This is a genomic window from Chitinophaga lutea (genome assembly GCF_003813775.1).
Taxonomy (GTDB): domain Bacteria; phylum Bacteroidota; class Bacteroidia; order Chitinophagales; family Chitinophagaceae; genus Chitinophaga; species Chitinophaga lutea.
In genome coordinates this window covers 1,765,734-1,785,789 of record NZ_RPDH01000001.1, presented here as the reverse complement: position 1 = coordinate 1,785,789, position 20,056 = coordinate 1,765,734, and the positions used below count along the sequence as shown (strand labels likewise).

14 protein-coding genes are annotated in these 20,056 nt (G+C 54.7%); 8 read left to right on the top strand and 6 right to left on the bottom strand.

What is annotated here, in order from left to right:
* Positions 1 to 12: 12 nt before the first annotated feature.
* Genes EGT74_RS07070 through EGT74_RS07055 form a run of 4 tightly spaced genes read left to right on the top strand, consistent with a single transcriptional unit; the run spans position 13 to position 7,384 of the window.
* Positions 13 to 1,158 (top strand): HEAT repeat domain-containing protein, encoded by a 1,146-nt coding sequence (locus EGT74_RS07070; protein WP_123845816.1) that lies wholly within the window; start codon positions 13 to 15, stop codon positions 1,156 to 1,158.
* Positions 1,158 to 2,603 (top strand): glycosyltransferase family 2 protein, encoded by a 1,446-nt coding sequence (locus tag EGT74_RS07065; protein ID WP_123845815.1) that lies wholly within the window; start codon positions 1,158 to 1,160, stop codon positions 2,601 to 2,603. Before EGT74_RS07070 ends, EGT74_RS07065 begins: the two co-directional genes overlap by 1 nt.
* Positions 2,604 to 2,623: 20 nt before the next feature.
* Entirely contained in the window at positions 2,624 to 5,167 is a 2,544-nt protein-coding gene (locus EGT74_RS07060; RefSeq protein WP_158618044.1) for a tetratricopeptide repeat protein, read from the top strand.
* Positions 5,168 to 5,170: 3 nt separating this feature from the next.
* A complete protein-coding gene (locus EGT74_RS07055) occupies positions 5,171 to 7,384 on the top strand; it encodes a DUF4838 domain-containing protein (RefSeq protein ID WP_123845813.1) in 2,214 nt (737 codons plus the stop codon).
* 3 nt (positions 7,385 to 7,387) lie between these two features.
* On the opposite strand, the gene thiL is transcribed toward EGT74_RS07055, so the two are convergent.
* Positions 7,388 to 8,416 carry a thiamine-phosphate kinase gene (gene thiL / locus EGT74_RS07050; RefSeq protein WP_123845812.1) on the bottom strand — a complete coding sequence of 343 codons (1,029 nt, stop codon included), beginning with the start codon at positions 8,414 to 8,416 and terminating at the stop codon, positions 7,388 to 7,390.
* Between the two features lie 6 nt (positions 8,417 to 8,422).
* Entirely contained in the window at positions 8,423 to 9,193 is a 771-nt protein-coding gene (locus tag EGT74_RS07045) for an inositol monophosphatase family protein (protein WP_123845811.1), read from the bottom strand.
* A gap of 86 nt (positions 9,194 to 9,279) precedes the next feature.
* Between EGT74_RS07045 and EGT74_RS07040 the strand changes: the two genes are divergently transcribed.
* Together EGT74_RS07040 and EGT74_RS07035 are read left to right on the top strand one after the other, a co-directional pair.
* The gene (locus EGT74_RS07040; RefSeq protein WP_123845810.1) at positions 9,280 to 10,821 is read left to right on the top strand and encodes a GH3 family domain-containing protein; all 1,542 of its coding nucleotides are present in this window, start codon (positions 9,280 to 9,282) and stop codon (positions 10,819 to 10,821) included.
* 15 nt (positions 10,822 to 10,836) lie between these two features.
* Positions 10,837 to 11,475: a LysE family translocator gene (locus EGT74_RS07035; RefSeq protein ID WP_123845809.1), complete on the top strand. Its 639-nt coding sequence runs from the start codon at positions 10,837 to 10,839 to the stop codon at positions 11,473 to 11,475.
* Between the two features lie 184 nt (positions 11,476 to 11,659).
* Here the strand turns inward: EGT74_RS07035 and EGT74_RS07030 are convergent, their stop codons facing one another.
* The 3 genes from EGT74_RS07030 to EGT74_RS07020 all read right to left on the bottom strand — a co-directional run bounded on the left by EGT74_RS07030 (position 11,660) and on the right by EGT74_RS07020 (position 16,884).
* Positions 11,660 to 12,697 (bottom strand): 2-oxoacid:ferredoxin oxidoreductase subunit beta, encoded by a 1,038-nt coding sequence (locus tag EGT74_RS07030; protein ID WP_123845808.1) that lies wholly within the window; start codon positions 12,695 to 12,697, stop codon positions 11,660 to 11,662.
* Positions 12,698 to 13,160: 463 nt separating this feature from the next.
* Complete coding sequence (locus tag EGT74_RS07025) at positions 13,161 to 14,921, bottom strand: N-acetylmuramoyl-L-alanine amidase (RefSeq protein WP_123845807.1); 1,761 nt, start codon at positions 14,919 to 14,921, stop codon at positions 13,161 to 13,163.
* Between the two features lie 166 nt (positions 14,922 to 15,087).
* Positions 15,088 to 16,884, bottom strand: coding sequence for an acyl-CoA dehydrogenase family protein (locus EGT74_RS07020; RefSeq protein WP_123845806.1), 1,797 nt, complete (start codon positions 16,882 to 16,884; stop codon positions 15,088 to 15,090).
* 88 nt (positions 16,885 to 16,972) lie between these two features.
* Here EGT74_RS07020 and EGT74_RS07015 point away from each other — a divergent pair, with 88 nt between their 5' ends.
* Positions 16,973 to 17,776, top strand: a complete 804-nt coding sequence (locus tag EGT74_RS07015; RefSeq protein WP_123845805.1) for an alpha/beta fold hydrolase — start codon at positions 16,973 to 16,975, stop codon at positions 17,774 to 17,776.
* Positions 17,777 to 17,837: 61 nt separating this feature from the next.
* Entirely contained in the window at positions 17,838 to 18,929 is a 1,092-nt protein-coding gene (locus EGT74_RS07010; protein WP_158618043.1) for a glycosyltransferase, read from the top strand.
* A gap of 21 nt (positions 18,930 to 18,950) precedes the next feature.
* On the opposite strand, the gene EGT74_RS07005 is transcribed toward EGT74_RS07010, so the two are convergent.
* The gene (locus tag EGT74_RS07005) at positions 18,951 to 19,943 is read right to left on the bottom strand and encodes a terpene synthase family protein (RefSeq protein ID WP_123845803.1); all 993 of its coding nucleotides are present in this window, start codon (positions 19,941 to 19,943) and stop codon (positions 18,951 to 18,953) included.
* Positions 19,944 to 20,056: the final 113 nt, after the last annotated feature.

The window sequence follows — 20,056 nt, the reverse complement described above, 5'->3', positions numbered from 1 at the left end:
TTATTTCTTTTTATGGTGTCAATCTTTCAGTGGGTGCAAGCCTGGTTGCTGGAGGTAAGGGAAGATTTTGCCTATCTGCCGCTTTTCATCCAGTCTGCCATTATCGTTTCTCTGATCGCCATTGCCGGCACCCTGCTGGCTTACCTGGGGCTGATGCTGTCCAGGGGCTTGAAATATTACAGGGACCGCCGGAATAAACCGGTATCGGTACAGATAGATGCGCTGATACTGGAATATATGATGCAGTGCATTCTCGCAACGGAGCCCCCGGAGTTGCCGGTAGCGGCTTTCCGGCAGTTACCCCTCCACCGGGCCTGGGCCCGGAAGCTGGTGGTGCAGAAAATACTGCACTACCGCCGTAATTTCTCCGGCGTGTCTGCCGCCGCGTTCCGCCAGCTGTACGAAGCGCTGGGGCTGCACGAGCAAGCGCTGCAAAAGCTCCGGAGCGGCCATCCGCCGCTGGTGGTGGAAGCCCTCAGCGAATTGTTCAATATGGAAATCATCGTGGACGAAGCCGTCGTTTTGCCCATGACCACCAGCAGCCACCGCTATGTACGCGAAATGGCCCGCTGTTACCTGGCGAAATGTTCCGCGCAGCATCCGCTCGACTTCTTTTCAAATATCGACACACCATTGCTGCCCTGGGAACAGTTTGAACTGTTCCGGGTGATTTCACAACGGAAGGACCTGCCCGCCCCTTCCTTCGCGCAATGGATCCAACCGGCCTTCCATCCAACTGTTATCTCGTTTTCTCTCAAAATGGCGGCGCACTTTCAACAATACGAAGCAATACCGGCCATCAGCCGCCTGTTGCCGTCGGACGACGTGCAATTGCGCGCCCTTGCCATCAACAGCCTGGGCAAGCTGATGGCCGAAGAAACGGAAGAAGCGCTGGTGGCTATGTACCCCACCCAGCCCCAGTCCTGCAAAAGTGAGATCCTAAAAGCCCTCGGCCGCATCGGCTCGGGCAAACAACTGGGATTCCTGAAACAGGAATTTCTGCACGCGCAGGACTTCGACCTGAAAAAGCAGGCCGCCCGTTCAATCGTCCACCACGATGTACTGGCGCAGCCCATGCTGTGGGACCTGCAGGCCGAAAGCGTGGGCATGCAGCATGTCATTCTCCAGCACAGTCTCAACCCTTCAATCAAATTCTGATGCAGCATACCATCTGGGAGCATATCGTGAGATTTTATGAGCACTCGGTGTTCTTTTACTGCGTATGCCTCTTTGCATTTTATACCTTACTCTCAACGCTCTCGCTGATCGCCATCCGGCGGTACGCCTGGAAAAACAGGATCAGGGAAACCATCACCCTGGTGGAGTCTCCGCTTACACCGGGCATTTCCGTAGTGGCGCCCGCGTATAACGAAGGCGTTACCATCATCTCGAACGTACGTTCCCTGCTTGCCCTGAACTATCCGCGCTTTGAGGTGATCATCGTTAACGACGGCAGTACCGACGATACGCTCGAAAAACTTATCCGCGAGTTCGACCTCTCGGAAATCGACTATGCCTATCATCCGCAGTTGTTTTCGCAACCGGTGAAACGTTTCTTCAAATCCGCCAATCCCGCTTACGCCAAATTGCTGGTGCTCGACAAAGAGAACGGTAAAAGCAAGGCGGACGCGGCCAACGCCGGCATCAACGCTGCGGCTTTCGGTTATATCCTCAATACGGACGTGGACTGTATCCTCAACCGCGATACCCTGCTGAAACTGATACGCCCGTTTATGGACGAAGAAAAAAGAGTGATCGCCACCGGCGCCCCGCTGCGCATGGCCAATTCCTGCGAAACGGATGCCGGCATGCTCACGGCCGTACACCCGCCGGAAGACCTGCTGCCGCGGTTCCAGGAAATGGAATACGTGCGCTCTTTCGTGCTCGGGAAAATGGGCTGGACGTTCATCAACGCCGTACCGAACGTATCCGGCGGGCTGGGATTGTTCGACAAGGAAATCCTCATTAAAACCGGCGGATATGATCCCGCTTCCATGGGCGAGGATATGGACATGGTGATACGCATGTGCAAATACATGTGCGAACAAAAGCAGGAATACGCGGTGCGGTATATTCCCGAAACATTGTGCTGGACGGAAGGCCCGTCGACCCTGAAAGTATTCGGCCGCCAGCGCACGCGCTGGGCCCGTGGCCTCATGCAAATATTCGGCAAACACCGGCACGTGCTCTTCAACCCGAAATACAAAAGGCTGGGGCTCGTGGTGTTCCCGTACAATTTCCTCTTCGAACTGCTGGCGCCGGTGATTGAATTCACCGGGATCCTGTATTATATCTACATCATCGTTTTTAACATCATCAACTGGGATTTTGCGGTGATCCTGCTGTTGTTCATCTACACCTTCTCGGTGCTGATATCGTCTTTGGCGGTGCTGTGGGACCAATTCACCTTCCAGTACTACCGCAGCTGGAAAGACGTGGCGGGCCTTTGCCTGATGGCCTTCCTGGAACCGCTGATCTATCATCCACTGGTGTTGTTCTTTTCGATCAAAGGATATTTCTACCAGCTCACAGGTAAAAAACACGGCTGGGGAAACATGCAGCGAAAAGGATTCAAACAACAGGTAAAACCCGCGTGTAAATAATCATGAAAACGTGTAGTGCGATGAACCACAGAATGATCTACGTCTTTTGTTTAGGGCTGATGCTGACGGCCGCGGATGTGTCCGCGCAGCGGAAAGGGCTGCTGTCGTCCGATCAGCTGCTGACGATGGCGCTGGAAGAAACCAATGAACACCACAATTACGAAAAGGCGATCTCCTTATGCCGCAAGGCGCTGGAGCAGTCGCCTGGATACCCTGATGTAAAACTGCTGCTGGGAAGGCTGTACCTGCTCACCCGCCAGCCCGCGGCGGCAAGGCTGGAATGGCTGGAGGTGCTGAAAAAACAGCCGCCCAACACGGAAGCGCTCGCTTACCTCATTAACCTTGAAAACAGCCTCGGGCGCGGAAAAGAGGCCATCTGTTACATCGATATGGCGCTGGAACAGGATCCGCTGAACAAGGAACTGCTCTTTAAAAAACACGGCCTGCTCACGGAGTTCCATCAAACCAACGCCGCAGACGAGGTGCTGACGATACTGAACAGCCATTACGGCAACGACGCGAAGGTGCGCGCGATGCGGGAAGCGGCGGCACAGGAAAAGGAACGCCTGGCCCGCGCGGCCCTGCAGCCTGAAGAAAAACCGGCGCCCCCGCCGGACCCGAAACTTGTGGTGCTCGACCGGCTGGAAACCGCACTGGTTGCCGCACGCAAAAGAAACAATCATCACGAAACAAGGGCGGTGGCGGAGAAAATACTGGCAGAAGCGCCGGGCAATAGAGATGCCTTCCTCGCCATCATCAACAGTTATCACCAGCAGCAGCAATACGAACCGGCGCTCCGCTGGCTCAACAAAGCGCTCTCGCGTTTCGGCAGCGACGAAGACCTGCTTCGCCGGAAAACCGGTCTGCTGCAGGAGTTGCACCGGTACGACGAAGCGGCCGTTACAGCCCGCCAGCTTTTACAGAAAAACGCGAACAGCCGCAACCTGCAGGCCTTCCGCGACATCCAGCTGCAACGCGCGGCGGCATACGACCGTGCGGGCGATTACGCCGCGGCCGGCGCCCTGATCGATACACTGCTGCAATACGCACCGGCAGATACGATGCTGCTGTTCAAAAAGGCCGGCCTGCTCGAAGCGGGACAGCGGTACGAAGAAGCGGCCGCGATCACAAGGCAACTGCTGCAATCGGCGCCTGCCCATCAACGCTATCAACAGGCTTATGCGGAACAGCTGCTCGCCACCGCGCGGCAACAACTGCGGAACAATGCGCCGGATAAAGCGAAACCGCTGCTCGAAACATCACTGCGCTACGCGCCAGCCAATCCGGAAGCATGGACCAGTCTCATCAACCTCGAAAACAGCACCGGCAACGTAACAAACGCCATTGCGCTGTGCGACAGTGCCCTGGCGGTGTTGGGCCCCAACGACGATATTCGCATGAAAAAATCCGCGCTGCTGCAGGCGGCGAACCGCCTGCCGGAAGCGTACGCGATTTCGGGGGAACTGCTGAAAGCCGCACCAGGCAACCACGAACTGCAACAGATGTATGCCGAACAGCTGGCCGCCCATGGCCGCCAACTGCAGCAGGCGCAGGCGTGGGACAGTGCGCTGATTGCCTACCGTAAGGCGTACGCTTATCAGCCCGGCGATACATTGCTGGTACAGCAGATCGTCAATAGTTTCCTCGCTTTACATCAATACGACAGCGCGATAGCTTATGCCGACAGGGGACTGCAATTACAGCCCGCACATGAAACGCTGCTCATGAAAAAAGCAGCCGCCCTCGAAGCGCAGCAGAATTATAAAGCCGCTGCCGCAACGGTAGCGATGCAACTCGAAGCGCGGCCCGGAGACAAATACCTGCGCGATTATTACAACCGCCTGCGCGGTAAAACCTACCGCAACCAGGCGGGCATCATTCACCTGCAAAGTATCTACGATAACGGTAGCCGGCCCGCCAATGTCACGGCTTTGCAATACCTTCGTTTTCATGAAAAGGGCAGTATCGGCGGCCGGGTGAGTTATGCGGACCGCGCGGCCGGCAGCGGTGTGCAGCTGGAGGCCGAAACGTATTATACCCACAATAAAAAGTACTATTCTTACGGTATTCTCGGCTGGTCGCCGAGCGACGTGTTCCCGAAATTCAGAGCGGGTTATTCGTTGTTCCATAATCTGGGCCGCGAATGGGAAGCAGAGCTGGGTGCGCGTTACCTGAAAACCGACAGCGCGTCGAACTACGCCGCCGTATGGTCTGCCGCCAAAACATGGGGCGCGTACTGGGCCAATCTGAGGGGATATGTGATCACGGAAGACGGCAACTGGTATCATGCATATGTACTGACGAACAGGTTTTACATGAACGAACAGCAGGACTTCATCGCCCTTACCTTGTCGCTCGGCAACACGCCCGACGACAGGAGCCGCAACTACCAGTTCAACCAGCAGGCCACATTCCTGGCGGGAGGCGCGGGCATCGGGTTCCAGAAAACATTTGCTTACCGCACCACCATGGGCGTGTTCGGCAACTGGACGTACCAGCGCCTCACCAACGACCGGCATTACAATCAATTCGATATTTACCTGACGCTGCTGCGCAAATTTTAAATCATGAAACCGCTATTGTCCATCTGCTGCCTGCTTGCGGCATCGTTTCCCGGCCACTGCGGCGACATCACGCTGGTAGCGGGCGGGCGCAGCGATTACCACATCAGTCTCGCGCCTGACGCAGGTGCGCACGGGAAAAAAGCGGCGGCTGTTTTGATGCGGTATGTGGAAGCCGTGTCCGGCGTAAAACTGGCGGTGAAAGAAGAAGCGGCGGCAGGTGAAAAATCATTGCGCGTTACGTACGATAAAAATATGCAGCCGGAGCGTTTCCGGATCAACGTGGAAGGAACATCGCTGGTCATCACGGGTGGGCCAGGAAAAGGCGTCCTTTACGGTGCTTACGCTTTCGTTGAGCAATTGCTCGGCTGCCGCAAATGGGATGGCGGGCCCGCTTATACGCCTTCGAAGAACACGGTCGTTGTGCCGGGGAATGTTCGGGTTAATGAGGCGCCGGCATTCCGCTACCGCGAAGTGTACATGCCGGCGGCCTGCACGGATGCAGAGTACCTCGACTGGCACCGTCTTCACCGGTTCGAAGACCTCTGGGGGCTCTGGGGACATTCCTTCAACAAACTGGTGCCGGCGGGTACTTATTTCAAACAGCATCCTGAATATTTTTCGCTGGTGAACGGTACGCGCAAAGCCACACAGTTGTGTCTGAGTAACGAGGCCGTTTTCGATATCACCGTGGCCGCTTTGAAACAGCGGATGACGGAGCAGCCCGATGCATTATACTGGTCCATCAGCCCTAACGACGACGTGGGCTATTGCGAGTGCGACCGGTGTGCCGCTGTGGATAAACGCGAAGGCGGCCCGCAAGGCTCACTGGTGCAGTTCGTCAATAAAGTGGCGGCACGCTTTCCGGATAAGATATTCACCACGCTGGCCTACACTTACTCTGCGCAACCCACCCTGCATTTACGGCCCGCGCCGAATGTGTATGTGATGTTGAGCAACATCGAAGTATACCGCAGCCGCCCACTTGACCGTGAAAGCTCCGCAGCGGCTTTCCGCAGCCGCCTCAATGGCTGGTACGCTAAAACCCCCAACATTTTTATCTGGGACTATTGCACCCAGTTCACGAACTATCTCACCATCTTCCCGAATATCGCCACGCTGCAGCCCAACATGCAGTTCCTGAAAAAACAGCAGGTGGCAGGTGTGTTCGAACAGGGCAGCGGCTATACGTACAGCGAACTCGCGGAACTGAAAGGGCATCTCGCAGCCCGGCTGCTATGGAGCCCGGATGCAGACGTAGAGCAATTGAAATCGGAATTCCTGACAGGTTACTACGGCCGTGCCGCCGGTCCGATAATAGAATACCTGGCGCTGCTGGATCAGGCCGCCGCGCTGCAACCGAAGCTGGACATTTACGGCAACCCCGTCAACGAATACAACACTTTCCTCTCTCCCATGCACATGGACAAATACAGCCAGCTGCTCGACAAAGCGGAAGCTGCCGTGGAAGGGAACGCCACGCTTCATGAACGCGTGGAGCGCATCCGCCTGACGCAGGAATATGTGTACCTGCAGCAGGCCCGTTTTTACGGCATCGAACAGCATGGCATTTTTGAACGGCAGGGAAACGGGTGGATAGTGAGGCCCGGACTGGCGGACAGGATACGCCGATTCACCGCCAACAGTAAAGCAGCCGGCGTGAAAGAACTGTCTGAAGGCGGCCCGTCGCCGGACGCGTATGCAAAGGAATGGGAGAAAATACTGGCAGACGGCGTGCGGAGCAACAAAGCCCTGCGCGCCACCGTGCACCTTCAGTCGGCACCGGCGCCCGAATATCCCGCGAAAGGGCCGCAGACCTTGACAGACGGCAATCCCGGCTATACGGATTTCAGTTATAACTGGCTCTGTTTTTATGGAGAGCCTTTATCGGCTGTGGTGGATCTGGGAAAGCCCGTTGCATTTACGAACGTTTCGCTGACTTTCCTGGAAGATGCGCGGCACTGGATATTCCGGCCGTCAAAGATGCAGGTATGGGTGTCTGACGACGGCAAAAATTACCGCTCGCTCGGTGTGGTGAATAATGTAATGCCGGAGGAGGATTATACGGTGCAGCGGCTGCAATACCGTTTTGATCACAAAGGCGGCGGAAGCGCCCGGTACCTGAAACTGACGGCGGATAACTGGCCGCAGTTACCGGAGTGGCGCTTCCGTGCTCATAAAAAAGCGATGATCGCCTGTGATGAGGTGTGGGTGGAATAGCGCTTACTTAAAAGCGTTCCAGCCCTGCGCAGTGATGGTATGTTTGTTGCCGCTGCGGGTGATGATATGGGAACCAGCTTCCGGTTCGGTCATATAGCCGATCACGGCAATTTCTTCATTGAGTGTTATTTTATCGTAGTCTTCCTGCTTCATGGTGAAGATCAGCTCATAGTCTTCCCCGCCGCTCAAAGCACAGGCCGTGGGGTCGAGGCCGAGTTGCATGGCCAGCTGGCGGCTGTCGTCGGCCACGGGAATCTTTTCTTCATACAGCACACAGCCTAATTTGCTTTGCTGGCAGATGTGCAGTATTTCGGAGCTGAGGCCGTCACTGACGTCCATCATGGAGGTGGGCGTGATTTCCTTCGCCGCCAGGAAAGAGATGATATCGTGGCGGGCTTCGGGTTTCAGCTGCCGGCCGATCACGTAGGTCTGGTTCTCCAGGTCCGGCTGTACCTGCGGGTTTTCCAGGAATATTTTCTTTTCCCTTTCCAGCAGGGTAAGGCCGAGGAAGGCCGCGCCCAGGTCGCCGGACACGCAGAGCAGGTCGCCTTTCTGCGCGGTGGAGCGTTTCACGAATTTATCGGGCGCTACCTCGCCGATGGCGGTTACGCTGATCACGAAGCCTTTTTGGGAGGTGGAGGTATCGCCCCCGATGAGGTCTATCTTATATTTTTCGCAGGCCGCGTACACGCCTTCGTAAAATTCGTTGAGCGCTTCCAGTGAAAAACGGTTGGAGAAGGCCAGGCTCATGGTGATGTGAGTGGGCGTGGCATTCATGGCGTAGATGTCCGACAGGTTCACGATCACCGATTTGTAGCCCAGGTGTTTCAGGGGAGTATACATCAGGTCGAAGTGAATGCCTTCCACCAGCATGTCGGTAGAAATCACCGTCTGTTTGCCGAAGTGGTCGATTACGGCGGCATCGTCGCCCACACCCAGGATGGTGCTGGCGTTGTATATTTCAATGTTCCGGGTGAGGTAGTCGATCAGCCCGAACTCTCCCAGGTCGTTTATTTCAGTTCTTTCTTCCATATGTCGTTATCTGTTGATCTCTTTCAGCAGGTCGTTATGCAGGTGGCCGTTGGTGGCCAGTATTTGTTTCTGGTAGGGGGAATAGGTGTTGCCTTTGAAGTCCGTCACCTTACCGCCGGCTTCCTGTACGATGAGGTACCCTGCGGCGGAGTCCCAGGCGTTGAGGTGGTGTTCCCAGAAGGCGTCGAAACGCCCGCAGGCCACCCAGCAAAGGTCGATAGCGGCTGAGCCCAGGCGGCGTACCGGCAGGCCCTGCTTCAGGAAGCGCTCCAGGGTCACCAGGGCATGGTTCGGCTGCTCCTCTTCCCAGAGGTAAGGGAAACCGGTCACCATAAAGGCGTTGGAAACATTGGTTTTGGAGGAAACGCTGATGCGGCGGTCGTTCAGCGTGGCGCCGAAGCCCTTCTGAGCAAAGAACAGCTCGTTCATCAGCGGGTTGTATACCGCGCCGAGTATCATTTCTCCATCCTGCTCCACCCCGATGCTCACGCAGCAGAGGGGAACGCCATGGGCGAAATTCACCGTCCCGTCGATCGGGTCGATGATCCATTTGATCGAAGAGTCCATTTTTATTTCCCCGGCTTCTTCGCTGAGGATCTGGTGGTCAGGGTAATCTTCCCGGATAACATTGATAATGGCAGTTTCCGCGGCTTTATCGGCCTCCGTAACCAGGTCGTTTACCGTAGATTTATGGGAAACTGTGAAAGTACCGTTAAAATATTCCTGTAAAACCTTTGCACCGGCTTGCGTAGCTTTGAGTAAGGTAGTTTTCAACATGGCGCAAAGGTACGAAGCTTAGCCAACTTCCCCCCAATTCCAAACGAATTAACTATTTTTGCTTTTTAAAACCAGAAACGCAATTAATGGCCATCATTGGTAACCTGATTTCCAGATCCCTTCGCATCCGAAAACAGTTCACGTTTAAGTTAGGGACGCCACGCCAATACCAGTTGCAGGTATTGCGCCGGCTCATGGAAAAAGCGAAGCATACGCAGTTTGGTGAACATTATGAGTATGAGAAGATGTTGAACAGCCCCAACTGGGTGAGCCAGTTCCGGCAGAAGGTACCCGTGCATAACTACAATAAAATGCACAAAGAGTGGTGGTACAAGTGCCTGGAAGGAGTGCCCAATGTGAGCTGGCCCGAGAAGGTGAAGTACTTCGCCCTCAGCTCCGGCACCTCCGAATCAGCCAGCAAACACATCCCTGTTACCCGCGACATGCTGAAAACCGTGAAAAAAGTAGGGGTTAAACAGCTGTACTCCATGGCGAACTTCAACGTTCCCCCCAAATCCTTTGAAAAAGGCATCCTCATGCTGGGGGGCACCACCTCCCTGTTCGAGAAAGGGGACTACTACGAAGGCGACATGAGCGGCATCCAGGCCAAAAATATCCCGAAATGGTTCCGCCGCTTCTATAAACCGGGCGGCAACATCTCCCGCAAGCCCAACTGGGAACAGCGCATCAAGCTGATCGTACGCAAGGCCCCCCAGTGGGACGTGGGCACCGTATGCGGCGTGCCCGCCTGGGTACAGATCGTGCTCGAAGAAATTATCAAGTACCATAATGTAAAGCATATCCATGAGATATGGCCCAACCTGGCCATTTACATTCATGGCGGGGTGAGCTTTGAGCCTTACCGCGAAAGTTTCCAGAAACTGCTGGGCAAACCCATCACTTTCATTGAAACCTACATGGCCTCCGAAGGGTCCTTCGGCTTCCAGGCCCGGCCGGGCGTGAAAGGCATCAAACTGGTGCTGAACGCCGGCATATTTTATGAGTTCATTCCGTTTAACGAAGAAAACTTCGACGCGGACGGGGAGGTGAAACCCAACCCGAAATCCTACATGATCCACGAAGTGGTGGAGGATGTGGAATATGCCGTGATGCTCTCCACCTGTGCCGGCGCCTGGCGTTATCTCATCGGCGACGTGGTGAAGTTCACCTCCGTGAAGGAGCACGAAATCACCATCGTGGGCCGTACCAAACAGTTTCTCAGCCTTGCCGGCGAGCATATGAGCGTCGACAATATGAACAAGGCCATCGATATGGTGCAGAAGAAGCTGGGCATCACCATCCGGGAATTTACCGTGGCCGGCTTCGGGTACGAAAACCTGTTTGCCCACCGTTGGTATATCGGTACCGAGGCGCTCAACGTGGATGCCGACAAGGTACGGGCCATCATCGATCAGACCCTCAGCGAGGTGAACGACGACTACGCTGTGGAGCGTACCTCTGCACTGAAAGAAATTTTTGTAGAGATATTACCTAACCAGGTTTTCATCGATTACCTGCGTTGCAAAGGAAAAGAAGGGGCCATGAACAAGTTCCCCCGCGTGCTGAAGGGCGAGAAGCTGAAAGACTGGGAACAATTCGTAGCCACGAAAGTAGGTGTGAAAGCATAACAAGTAATTGATCACATGATTGCCGCCATCATCGCCGGACTGGGTTTAGGAGTGTTTTTGTCGGTATCTGTAGGCCCCGTTATTTTCGCTATCATCAAATATAGCATCAGCAACGGTTTCCGGGCAGGTATCAGTTTTGCGCTGGGCGTTTCGTTCAGTGATATCATGTTCGTATTACTCGGCAACCTGGCCTCTTCCTTCGTGGGTTACCTGGGGAACTACACCACCGCCATCGGTATCGGCGGCGGCATCCTTCTGATCGCGATGGGCGTGTATGGCCTGTTCTTCAAAAAGGTCAGGATTACCTCCGGCGACGAGCCCCCTGAGATGTTCAGCACCCGCGATTACGCCAAAATATGGCTGGGCGGCTACCTGATGAACACTCTCAACCCCGGCGTGATCCTTTTCTGGCTGGGTGTGTGTGTGGCTTATGCGCCCACCGCCGTTTCCTACCGGGTAACCATGTACAGCGTGTGCCTGCTGTTCGTACTGGCGGCCGACATCCTGAAGGTATTCGTCTCCGATAAAATCCGTCACAAACTGACCCTCACCAACGTGGAATGGCTGAACCGCATCGCCGGTGTGTGTATGATTATTTTCGGGCTGGCCCTGCTGTACCAGGTGTTTTTCGGCGACGGCACGTTTTCGCATTAAAGGGGCGTCCGGATGGGCACCCTGCTCTCCAGGCCTGAAAAAAGGCCATCCCAACTGGGCGCTTTGGGGAGAAAAACAGCTGTTTGACGCTTTCGCTCCGGCGATTCGAATTACCAGGCTTTCATGATACAAAAGAAAAAGCCCATCGTTGACGCGATGGGCTTTTTTTATACAGTGAAGTTGTTTACGAAATGGTCCAGGTTTCATTCCCTGCCAGCAGTTTATCCAGGTTGCCGGGGCCGCGTTTGGCGGTAGCTTCCTGCAGCTGGGCGCTCATGATCTCTTCATAAGTGGGCCTGAAAATCTGGTAGAACACCCCGAACGGGCGGGGCAGGTGGCCGGCGATGCGCGGATCGTCGAACATCCGGGTGAGTATCTGGGCCTTGCCGAAATCCTGTTCATCGTGAATCCAGAGGTCGGATGCGCTGAACTGGCCTTCGTTAAGGTCCACCACCACGGGGCGGTGCCCGTCCAGGCGGACGCCTTTATTTTTCTGGGCCCCGAAAATGAGGGGCTGGCCGTGCTCTACGAAAATGGCTTCTTCCGGTTTGCTGGCTTTTTCGGTGAATACCTCAAATGCGCCATCGTTGAAGATGTTACAGTTCTGGTATATTTCGAGGAAAGAAGCGCCTTTGTGGGCATGGCTTCTTTTCAGCATTTCCTGCAGGTGCTTGGGATCACGGTCCATACTGCGCGCCAGGAAGGTGGCGTCTGCCCCCATGGCCAGGGCCATCGGGTTGAACGGATGGTCGATGCTGCCGAAGGGCGTGCTTTTGGTCACTTTGTTTTCCTCCGAAGTGGGGGAATACTGCCCTTTGGTGAGGCCGTAAATCTGGTTGTTGAACAGCATCAGGTTCACGTCGAAGTTACGGCGCAGCAGGTGGATGGTATGGTTACCGCCGATCGACAGCCCGTCGCCGTCGCCCGTCACGATCCATACGCTCAGCTCGGGGCGGGTCGCCTTCAGGCCGGAAGCGATGGCCGTGGCGCGGCCGTGGATCGAGTGCATGCCGTAGGTGTTCATGTAATACGGAAACCGCGATGAACAGCCGATACCCGATACAATCACAATATTTTCACGGGGGATACCTAACCCCGGCATAATCGTCTGAACCTGTTTTAATATGGAGTAATCCCCGCAACCCGGGCACCAGCGTACTTCCTGGTCCGTTGCAAAGTCCTTGGCCGTGAGTGGCTGCGGAGGGATAGTGGTAGTTGACATTATATTTATATAGATGGTTTGAGTTCAAAGTTACGAATTCAGCAGTTCATCCCAATTACAACGGCGGGCCGGTGGCAGAAATGCTTCATAATTGCGTATTTATCAACGTTTAGCGTTAAAGATACGAATAAAACAACTGCTGATTGCGCTGGCAAAGATAGACATTAATCTACTAATATGGTAGGATATTGTTAGGGCAGGGGGAAGAAAGAAAAATACCCATTAATGAGTATTGCGCGGGTTGTCAGGAATTTACAATTTTACAGCACTGCCAGATGGCGGGGCAATCCCCGGCCGACCCCAGCAAAAGACATGAACCACCACAACGTTTAAAAGACCTTCAAAATATTATTAAAGAGTCGTTCTGGATATGGAAATGCCGTAAACGGTTTTACTGTCACGGTTATTTTACATGGCTCCCTCTGCGGGAGCCATTTCTTTTAAGCTGTTTATGCAATACCGGTCATTCCCCCGGTTTCGCGTAAGATGCCGCTACAAAATCCTTAATCCCCAACACGATTTTATCGGCCATGTTTTTCCGGAACCCTGCGTCGAGGATTTTCATTTCGTCTTCAGGATTGCTGAGAAACAGGGTTTCCACCAGTACGTTCGGGTATTCTGTAGGACTGTTCAGCGCAAAGTTGAAGTTGCCGACGTTGCCGAATTCACTCAGCCCCAGTTCCAGCATATGTTTATAGATATACTGGCTCAGCGGCCGGAAGCCGATGTGTTTATAGTACGTGCTGGTGCCTTTGACACGGATGGGGTCGAAGGCGGAATTGAGGTGGATGCTCACCAGCAGGTCGGGGTCTTTGTCACGGTAAGAAAGGATGCGGTAGTTATTGTCGACATATGAATCGTTCACCCGCGTCATCAGCACCTGTGCGCCTTCGGCGCGGAGGGCCTGCTGCAGTGCGATGGCAACGGCCAGGCACATTTCTTTTTCATACACGCCGGTAGGCCCGCGGGCGCCGGCATTGCTGCCGCCATGGCCGGCATCTACGGCAATGGTGAGATTGCCGAGGCCGGGTTTGGTGGGTGGCCGTTTGACTTTAATGGTAAGGGTGTTGCCGTTGTAGTACACCTGGTGGCCCCAGTGCTGGGGGTGTTTCAGCTCGATGGTGACCCGGAGGATGTCGTCTTCCACCTGGTCGTAGTACACGTTTTTGATCTCGCGGGTATTTTCCAGCTGGGAGATCCAGTTGGTGTTGGCGGTGGCGCCGTATATGTCGATAATGATCTTCGACGGTTCGGTTTGCTGGGTGGAGCGGTAGGGCAGTTTCTGTGTGAGGCCGACCGTCACGTAGTCAAACTTCTCGTCGCCCCAAACCCGCCAGGAGCCTGTAAGAGACGAGGGCGGGAACGCGCCTGGGGGTAGCAGTTTTACCATTTCCTGCGGGATGTAGGCCGTGAAATTCTTCGCCAGTTTCACCCGGTAGTCGGAGCCTACTTTGCCGGTAAGGTGGAGATATACGCCCGGGTCGAGGTAACCGGCTTTGGTGCCGCCGAGGCGGTCATCGCCAAGGCCGAATTTCAGGAAGGGCGCATCGCCGGTGGTCACGGCTACCTGCGGTTGCTGCTGCGGGTCGCGCAGGGTGAAACTGTGAACGGTGTTGCGCTGCACCTGCTGGCTGCCGTCGCTCAGCGTCACCGGCAGCGGCCGGCCGTTGATCAGCGGATCGTTGCATTGCACCGTGTAAGTGCCCTGGTAAATGCCGGGCATGGTCTGGCTGCCGCTTACGGGCAGTTCGGCTAAGGGAAAGCTGCTCCCTACCGTGACCGTTGCGCCGGGGATGGCTTTCACGCGTATCTTGATGAGATCGCCCGGGGCTACGATGAGGTTGCCTTCGGGGAACGTCTGTATGTAACCGATGTTGAACGTGTTGATGGGTTTCGGGGCTTGCGGAACGTTATAGGAGAAAGAAACGATCCTGACACTGGAATCGCCGCCAGGCCCGACGGATTTGATCTCGAATTCGTTATCGCCTTCCTCGAGCTCCACTTCTATCGCAAATGCGCCGGTAGGGTAAACCTTCTGCGGCTCGTCGTTCACAAACACCCTGCAGCTGGTGCAGGTGCTGCCCACCAGGAACTGGCGGGTGGCGGTAACAGGGTTGTTCTGTTTGCCGGGTTGGGTAAGGCGTAAAAAACTCTTGTCCTGCGCATGTACCTGCAATGCGAGTGCAGCCGCCAGCAGCAGGCTTCCTCCTGTCCTTTTCATCATAGACGCTCTGTATTAATCCTAAAAAAGAGGGAACAGGGTAAGCCCTGTTCCCTGCAGTTATATCGTATAACTTTCGGTTGTAAAGATCGCAATTTGCAGCTAATCGCAATGCCCGTTCATCATTTGAACAAATTGTCCGATGTGTTTTGCGCAGCCATGCCGCTTATCACGAAAACGTATACCGGTTGTCCGCGATCAGTTTGGCTGCGATGCGACGGCGTGCTTCCTTGCTGTTGAAAGGCTCCGTTTTGGTGAAACGTTTCAGCCCCAGCAGCATCATGCGCTGTTCGTCGCCTTCCGCGAAGCCGTTGATGGCGTCTTTGCCGGATTTGTTGACGCGGTCGGCCGCGTCGTTGAGATAGGTGCGCACCATATCCGCCTGCAGCGATACGGCATCGGCCCCTTTTTGTTCCGTGAGTTTGATGAGGCGCAGCAGGGCGCTTTCGCACACGAAGGTTTCGATGGCCATGTCTGCGATGTTCATCAGTATTTCCTGCTCGGTGTCGAGCTTCATCATCAGTTTCTGTACGGCGCCGCCGGCAGCCATGAGGATGGCCTTTTTCATATTGGCGACGAGTTTCTTTTCCTTGGCGAAAGCATCTTCATCGTCGCTGCCGAAGTCGGGAATGCTCATCAGTTCCTTCATTACGTTGGTGGCCGGCGTCATCAGGTCGAGGCGGCCCTTCATGGCGCGCTTGAGCGTCATGTCGAGCGTCAGCAGGCGGTTGATTTCGTTGGTGCCTTCGAAGATGCGGTTGATGCGGGAATCGCGGTAGGCTTTCGAAATCACGTATTCGTCGCTGAACCCGTTGCCGCCATGTATCTGCACGCCTTCATCCACTACATAATCCAGCACTTCGGAACCGTTTACTTTCAGCATGGCGCATTCCACGGCGTATTCTTCCGCGGCGCCGAGGGAGGCTTCGCCGAAGGATTTGCCTTCCGCCAGCAGCTCATGTTCTTTCTGGTCGATCAGCTGCGCGGTGCGGTAAAGGGCGGATTCGCATACCCAGATGCGGATAGCCATTTCCGCCAGTTTATGCTGGATGGCGCCGAATTTGGCGATGGGCTGTTTGAACTGTTCGCGGGTATTGGCGTACTGGATGGTGATGTCCAGGCTGCCTTTGGCGCCGCCCTGCGCCGCGGCGCAGAGTTTCAGGCGGCCGATGTTGAGGATGTTGAACGCAATAAGGTGACCTTTGCCGATTTCTCCCAGTACATTTTCCACGGGCACCTTCGCGTCCTGGAAATAGATCTGGCGGGTGGAGGAGCCTTTGATGCCCATTTTATGTTCTTCCACGCCCAGCGTAAAGCCCGGCGTGCCTTTATCGACGATGAAGGCGGTGAATTTATCGCCGTCTATTTTCGCGAAAACGGTGAACACGTCGGCGAAGCCGGAGTTGGTGATCCATATTTTCTGCCCGTTGAGCAGGTAGTGTTTCCCGTCTTCCGTGAGCCTGGCGGTGGTTTTGGCGCTCAGGGCGTCGGAGCCGGAGTTGGGCTCCGTAAGGGCGTAAGCGCCTTTCATTTCGCCGGTGGCCAGTTTGGGAATATATTTTTCCTTCTGTGCGTCGGTACCGAAATAAAGGATGGGCAGCGAGCCGATGCCGGTATGCGCGGCCATGGCCACGGAAAAGGAATGCCCTGCGCCGAGCGCTTCATTGATGAGGGTGGCGGTGATAAAGTCTTTGCCGAGACCGCCGTACGCTTCCGGAAAAGCAGCACCCAGCAGGCCCTGTTCGCCGGCCTTCTCCAGCAGGGAAGGCATCAGGCCCTCCTCCAGCTTATCGAGCCGCTCCAGCACGGGCGTTACTTCTTTGGCAACAAATTGTTCGGCCATTTCACGGATCATAGCCTGCTCTTCCGAAAAATCTTCCGGGATAAAAATGTCGGCAGGCGAACTCTCTTTCACGAGGAACTCTGCACCTTTGAGGGCAGCTTTGCTGTTTACTGCGGTTTCCATCTTGCGTATTTTAGTCTACTCGTAATTTACCGAGATTATAGCAATTGGCAAAAGTTGTTTAAAATTGTTCCCCCGTTGAGGGACAGATATGGAATTTTTACTCTCATACCAGCAAAGCGAGTTTTCCGGGAGCGTTACCGGATCGGGGGAGGAATTGCTGATCTGCTTCCACGGTTTCGGTGAGCGGGCATCGCACTTTCGTTGTATGGAGGCGGGTTTGGGCAATATATTCACTATCGTTGCGTTAGATATGCCCTTTCACGGAAACACCGTCTGGAGGGAAAACCGGCCGCTGGAGAAAACAGACCTGACGGCGCTGACGGAAAAAATATTGGAAAAATTCGGCAAACAAACTTTCTCCCTTATGGGTTATAGTATGGGAGGAAGACTGGCTTTGTGTATCATTGAACAGCTGGCTTCGCGGGTAAAGCACCTCGTACTGGTTGCGCCGGACGGTCTCAAGAACAACCCCTGGCATATGTTCGCTACCCAAACCAGATTGGGGAACCGGATCTTTTCGTACAATACCCACCACCCGGCTGTGTTTTTCCGGTTGCTTACCTTATGGCGGCGTTGGGGGTTCCTGAATGAAAGTGTGTACAAATTCGCTTACCACAGAATGGATAAGCCGGAAAAACGGCTGCTCGTCTACAACGTATGGACCATCATGCGAAGGATGATGCCCCGGGTGAAACACTGCAAAAAGCTGATGGCACAGTATGGGATCGATACGGTACTGGCGTTCGGCAGGTACGACCGGGTGATTCCTCCCGTGATCGGAGAACGGTTTGCAGACGGTTCGTTCCCCTGCAAAATACTGGTACTGGAGAAAGGGCATCAATTATTATCGGAAGAATTAGGATTTATCATCAGAAAAAACATCAGGAGCTAGTAAGCGCATGAATGCTTTATTGATCATCACTTTAGGACTCGCTTTTTTATACGGGATATTGATGCTGTCTTACAGCTACGGCTGGAGACGGCTGAAAACATTCAACCCCGCTGCCCATGCTTATACCTTCAGCACCAAAGTTTCTGTCATTATCCCCGCCCGCGATGAGGAAAAGAACCTGCCGCCCCTGCTCGAAGCCCTGCAACAGCAGAGCTACCCGGCCAACCTTTTTGAAGTGATCGTGGTGGATGATTTTTCTGACGACGGTACGCCGGACTTCGTGAAATATTTCCCGGCCAGCAACGTGCGCCTCATCCGCATGAGCGATCACATCAGCAAAACGCAACGGCTCAATTCGTACAAGAAAAAAGCCATCGAACTGGCCATCAGCCAGGCTTCCGGCCACCTCATCGTAACAACGGACGCAGATTGTGTGATGGGCCCCAAATGGCTGGAAACCATCGTCAAGTTTTACGAAACATATCATCCCCGCTTCATCGCCGCGCCGGTAGCCTATCATCACGAGGATGACTTTTTCAAGAAGCTGCAGTCGCTCGACTTTATGACCATGCAGGGCATCACCGGCTCGGTGGCCTACCTGCAAACGGGCACCATGTGCAACGGCGCCAACCTCGCCTACGAAAAAACGGCCTTCGAAGAAGTAGGCGGTTTTACGGGCATCGATATGATTGCTTCCGGCGACGATATGCTGCTCATGTATAAAATCTATCACGCTTACCCGGACGGGGTGATGTACCTGAAAAGCCGCGACGCCATCGTGCGCACGCTGCCGGTAGATACGGTGTCGGGCTTCATGCAGCAGCGCATCCGCTGGTCGTCCAAGGCGGACAAGTATGAAGACAAAAGGATCACCCGTGTACTGGTGCTCGTGTACATCTGGAACGTGATTCTCGTGCTGCTGGCGCTGGTGGCGATCTTCAACCCGCTGCTCTGGCCCTGGCTGCTGGGCATCCTGGTATACAAAGTTGTGCTCGAGCTCTTTTTCCTGGCCCCCGTGGCGGCCTTCTTCAATAAGCTGAACCTGCTGGCCTGGTTCGTACCGGGACAACCGTTCCACATCGTCTACGTAGTAGCGGCGGGATGGTTGGGCAAGTTTGGATCGTATGAATGGAAGGGACGCCAGGTAAAATAGCGCCCCTTCCGGCCGGTTTCTTTACAGGCGTGAAATCGCCCAGTTACCGCTGGCAGTTTCAGTGATGTTCATCCGGTAACGTGCGGTGTCGCCGAAGCTCCAGTCAAGATTTGCTCTCATCCATGCTTTCAGAACGGTAATGTAGCGCTGCAGCTCGTCGTTCGTTTCTTCGCCGAAGGCGGGCAGCGATTCGCTGAGGGAAATAAAGCGCCGCACTTCCGCATCGTGCATGCGGGCGGCCTCGTTGATGGCGGCTTCCAGCGTCAGCCCCCTTTCTTCTTTTAAAACCACTACCAGGTTGTGCACGTCGCCCTGGCGGCGTTCCTTGTCAAACGAAAACAGGTCGTTGGCCCAGCATACCACGTTGTTGCAGGCGAGCGACAGCTGCACCACGGTTTCGTGGGTGCGTACTTCGTCCGGCAGATAGATGCTTTCCAGTACTTCGATGAGCTCAATGTCTGCAAAGAGGGCGCCCGTGTAAGGGCGTTTCTCGATGTAGTCCGCTACGGCCGGTGCTTTGTGCTGGATGCGGTTTTCCACTTCCCAAAGGCACGCGTCGAGGTAGTCCGTCATGCTTTTGACGAAACGTTTTTGCCAGGCGGCGCTGCCGATGCGTTTCATGCGTTTCCACAGATCGGCGAAACTGTTGGCCAGCGGCATGCCTTCGTCGGGCGCCACCACCACGTTGTTCTGCAGGATCATGGTCACGAACGAATGCACCATTTGGAGGTAATCCAGCTTTCCGAACATCGATTCGTCGTTTTTGTCGTCGAGCAAAAACAACCAGGTGTTGAATTCCGCTGCGATGCAAAGCTCGAACCGGCCTGCCGTGGGGAAGGCCCTGGCGGACAGCATGGCGAATTTAGCCCGGCGGAAACGCTCCCAGGCTTTTTCAGATTTAACCAACTCAAAGCGGCTTACCCAGTCGGCGGTGTGTTTTTCAGCTTCTTTGGCGAAGGGATTGAGCATAGAAGGGAACGGGCAGTAGATCTGCGGGAGTTGAAGGGATAGCATAAACTGTGTGTTTAATGGTTAATATATAATGGTTACAATCTTGTCCTTAAGCGTTACTGTGTCTCTCGCTATAAATTACGCTATTTTGCATTCATAGAAATACTGCATTTTCG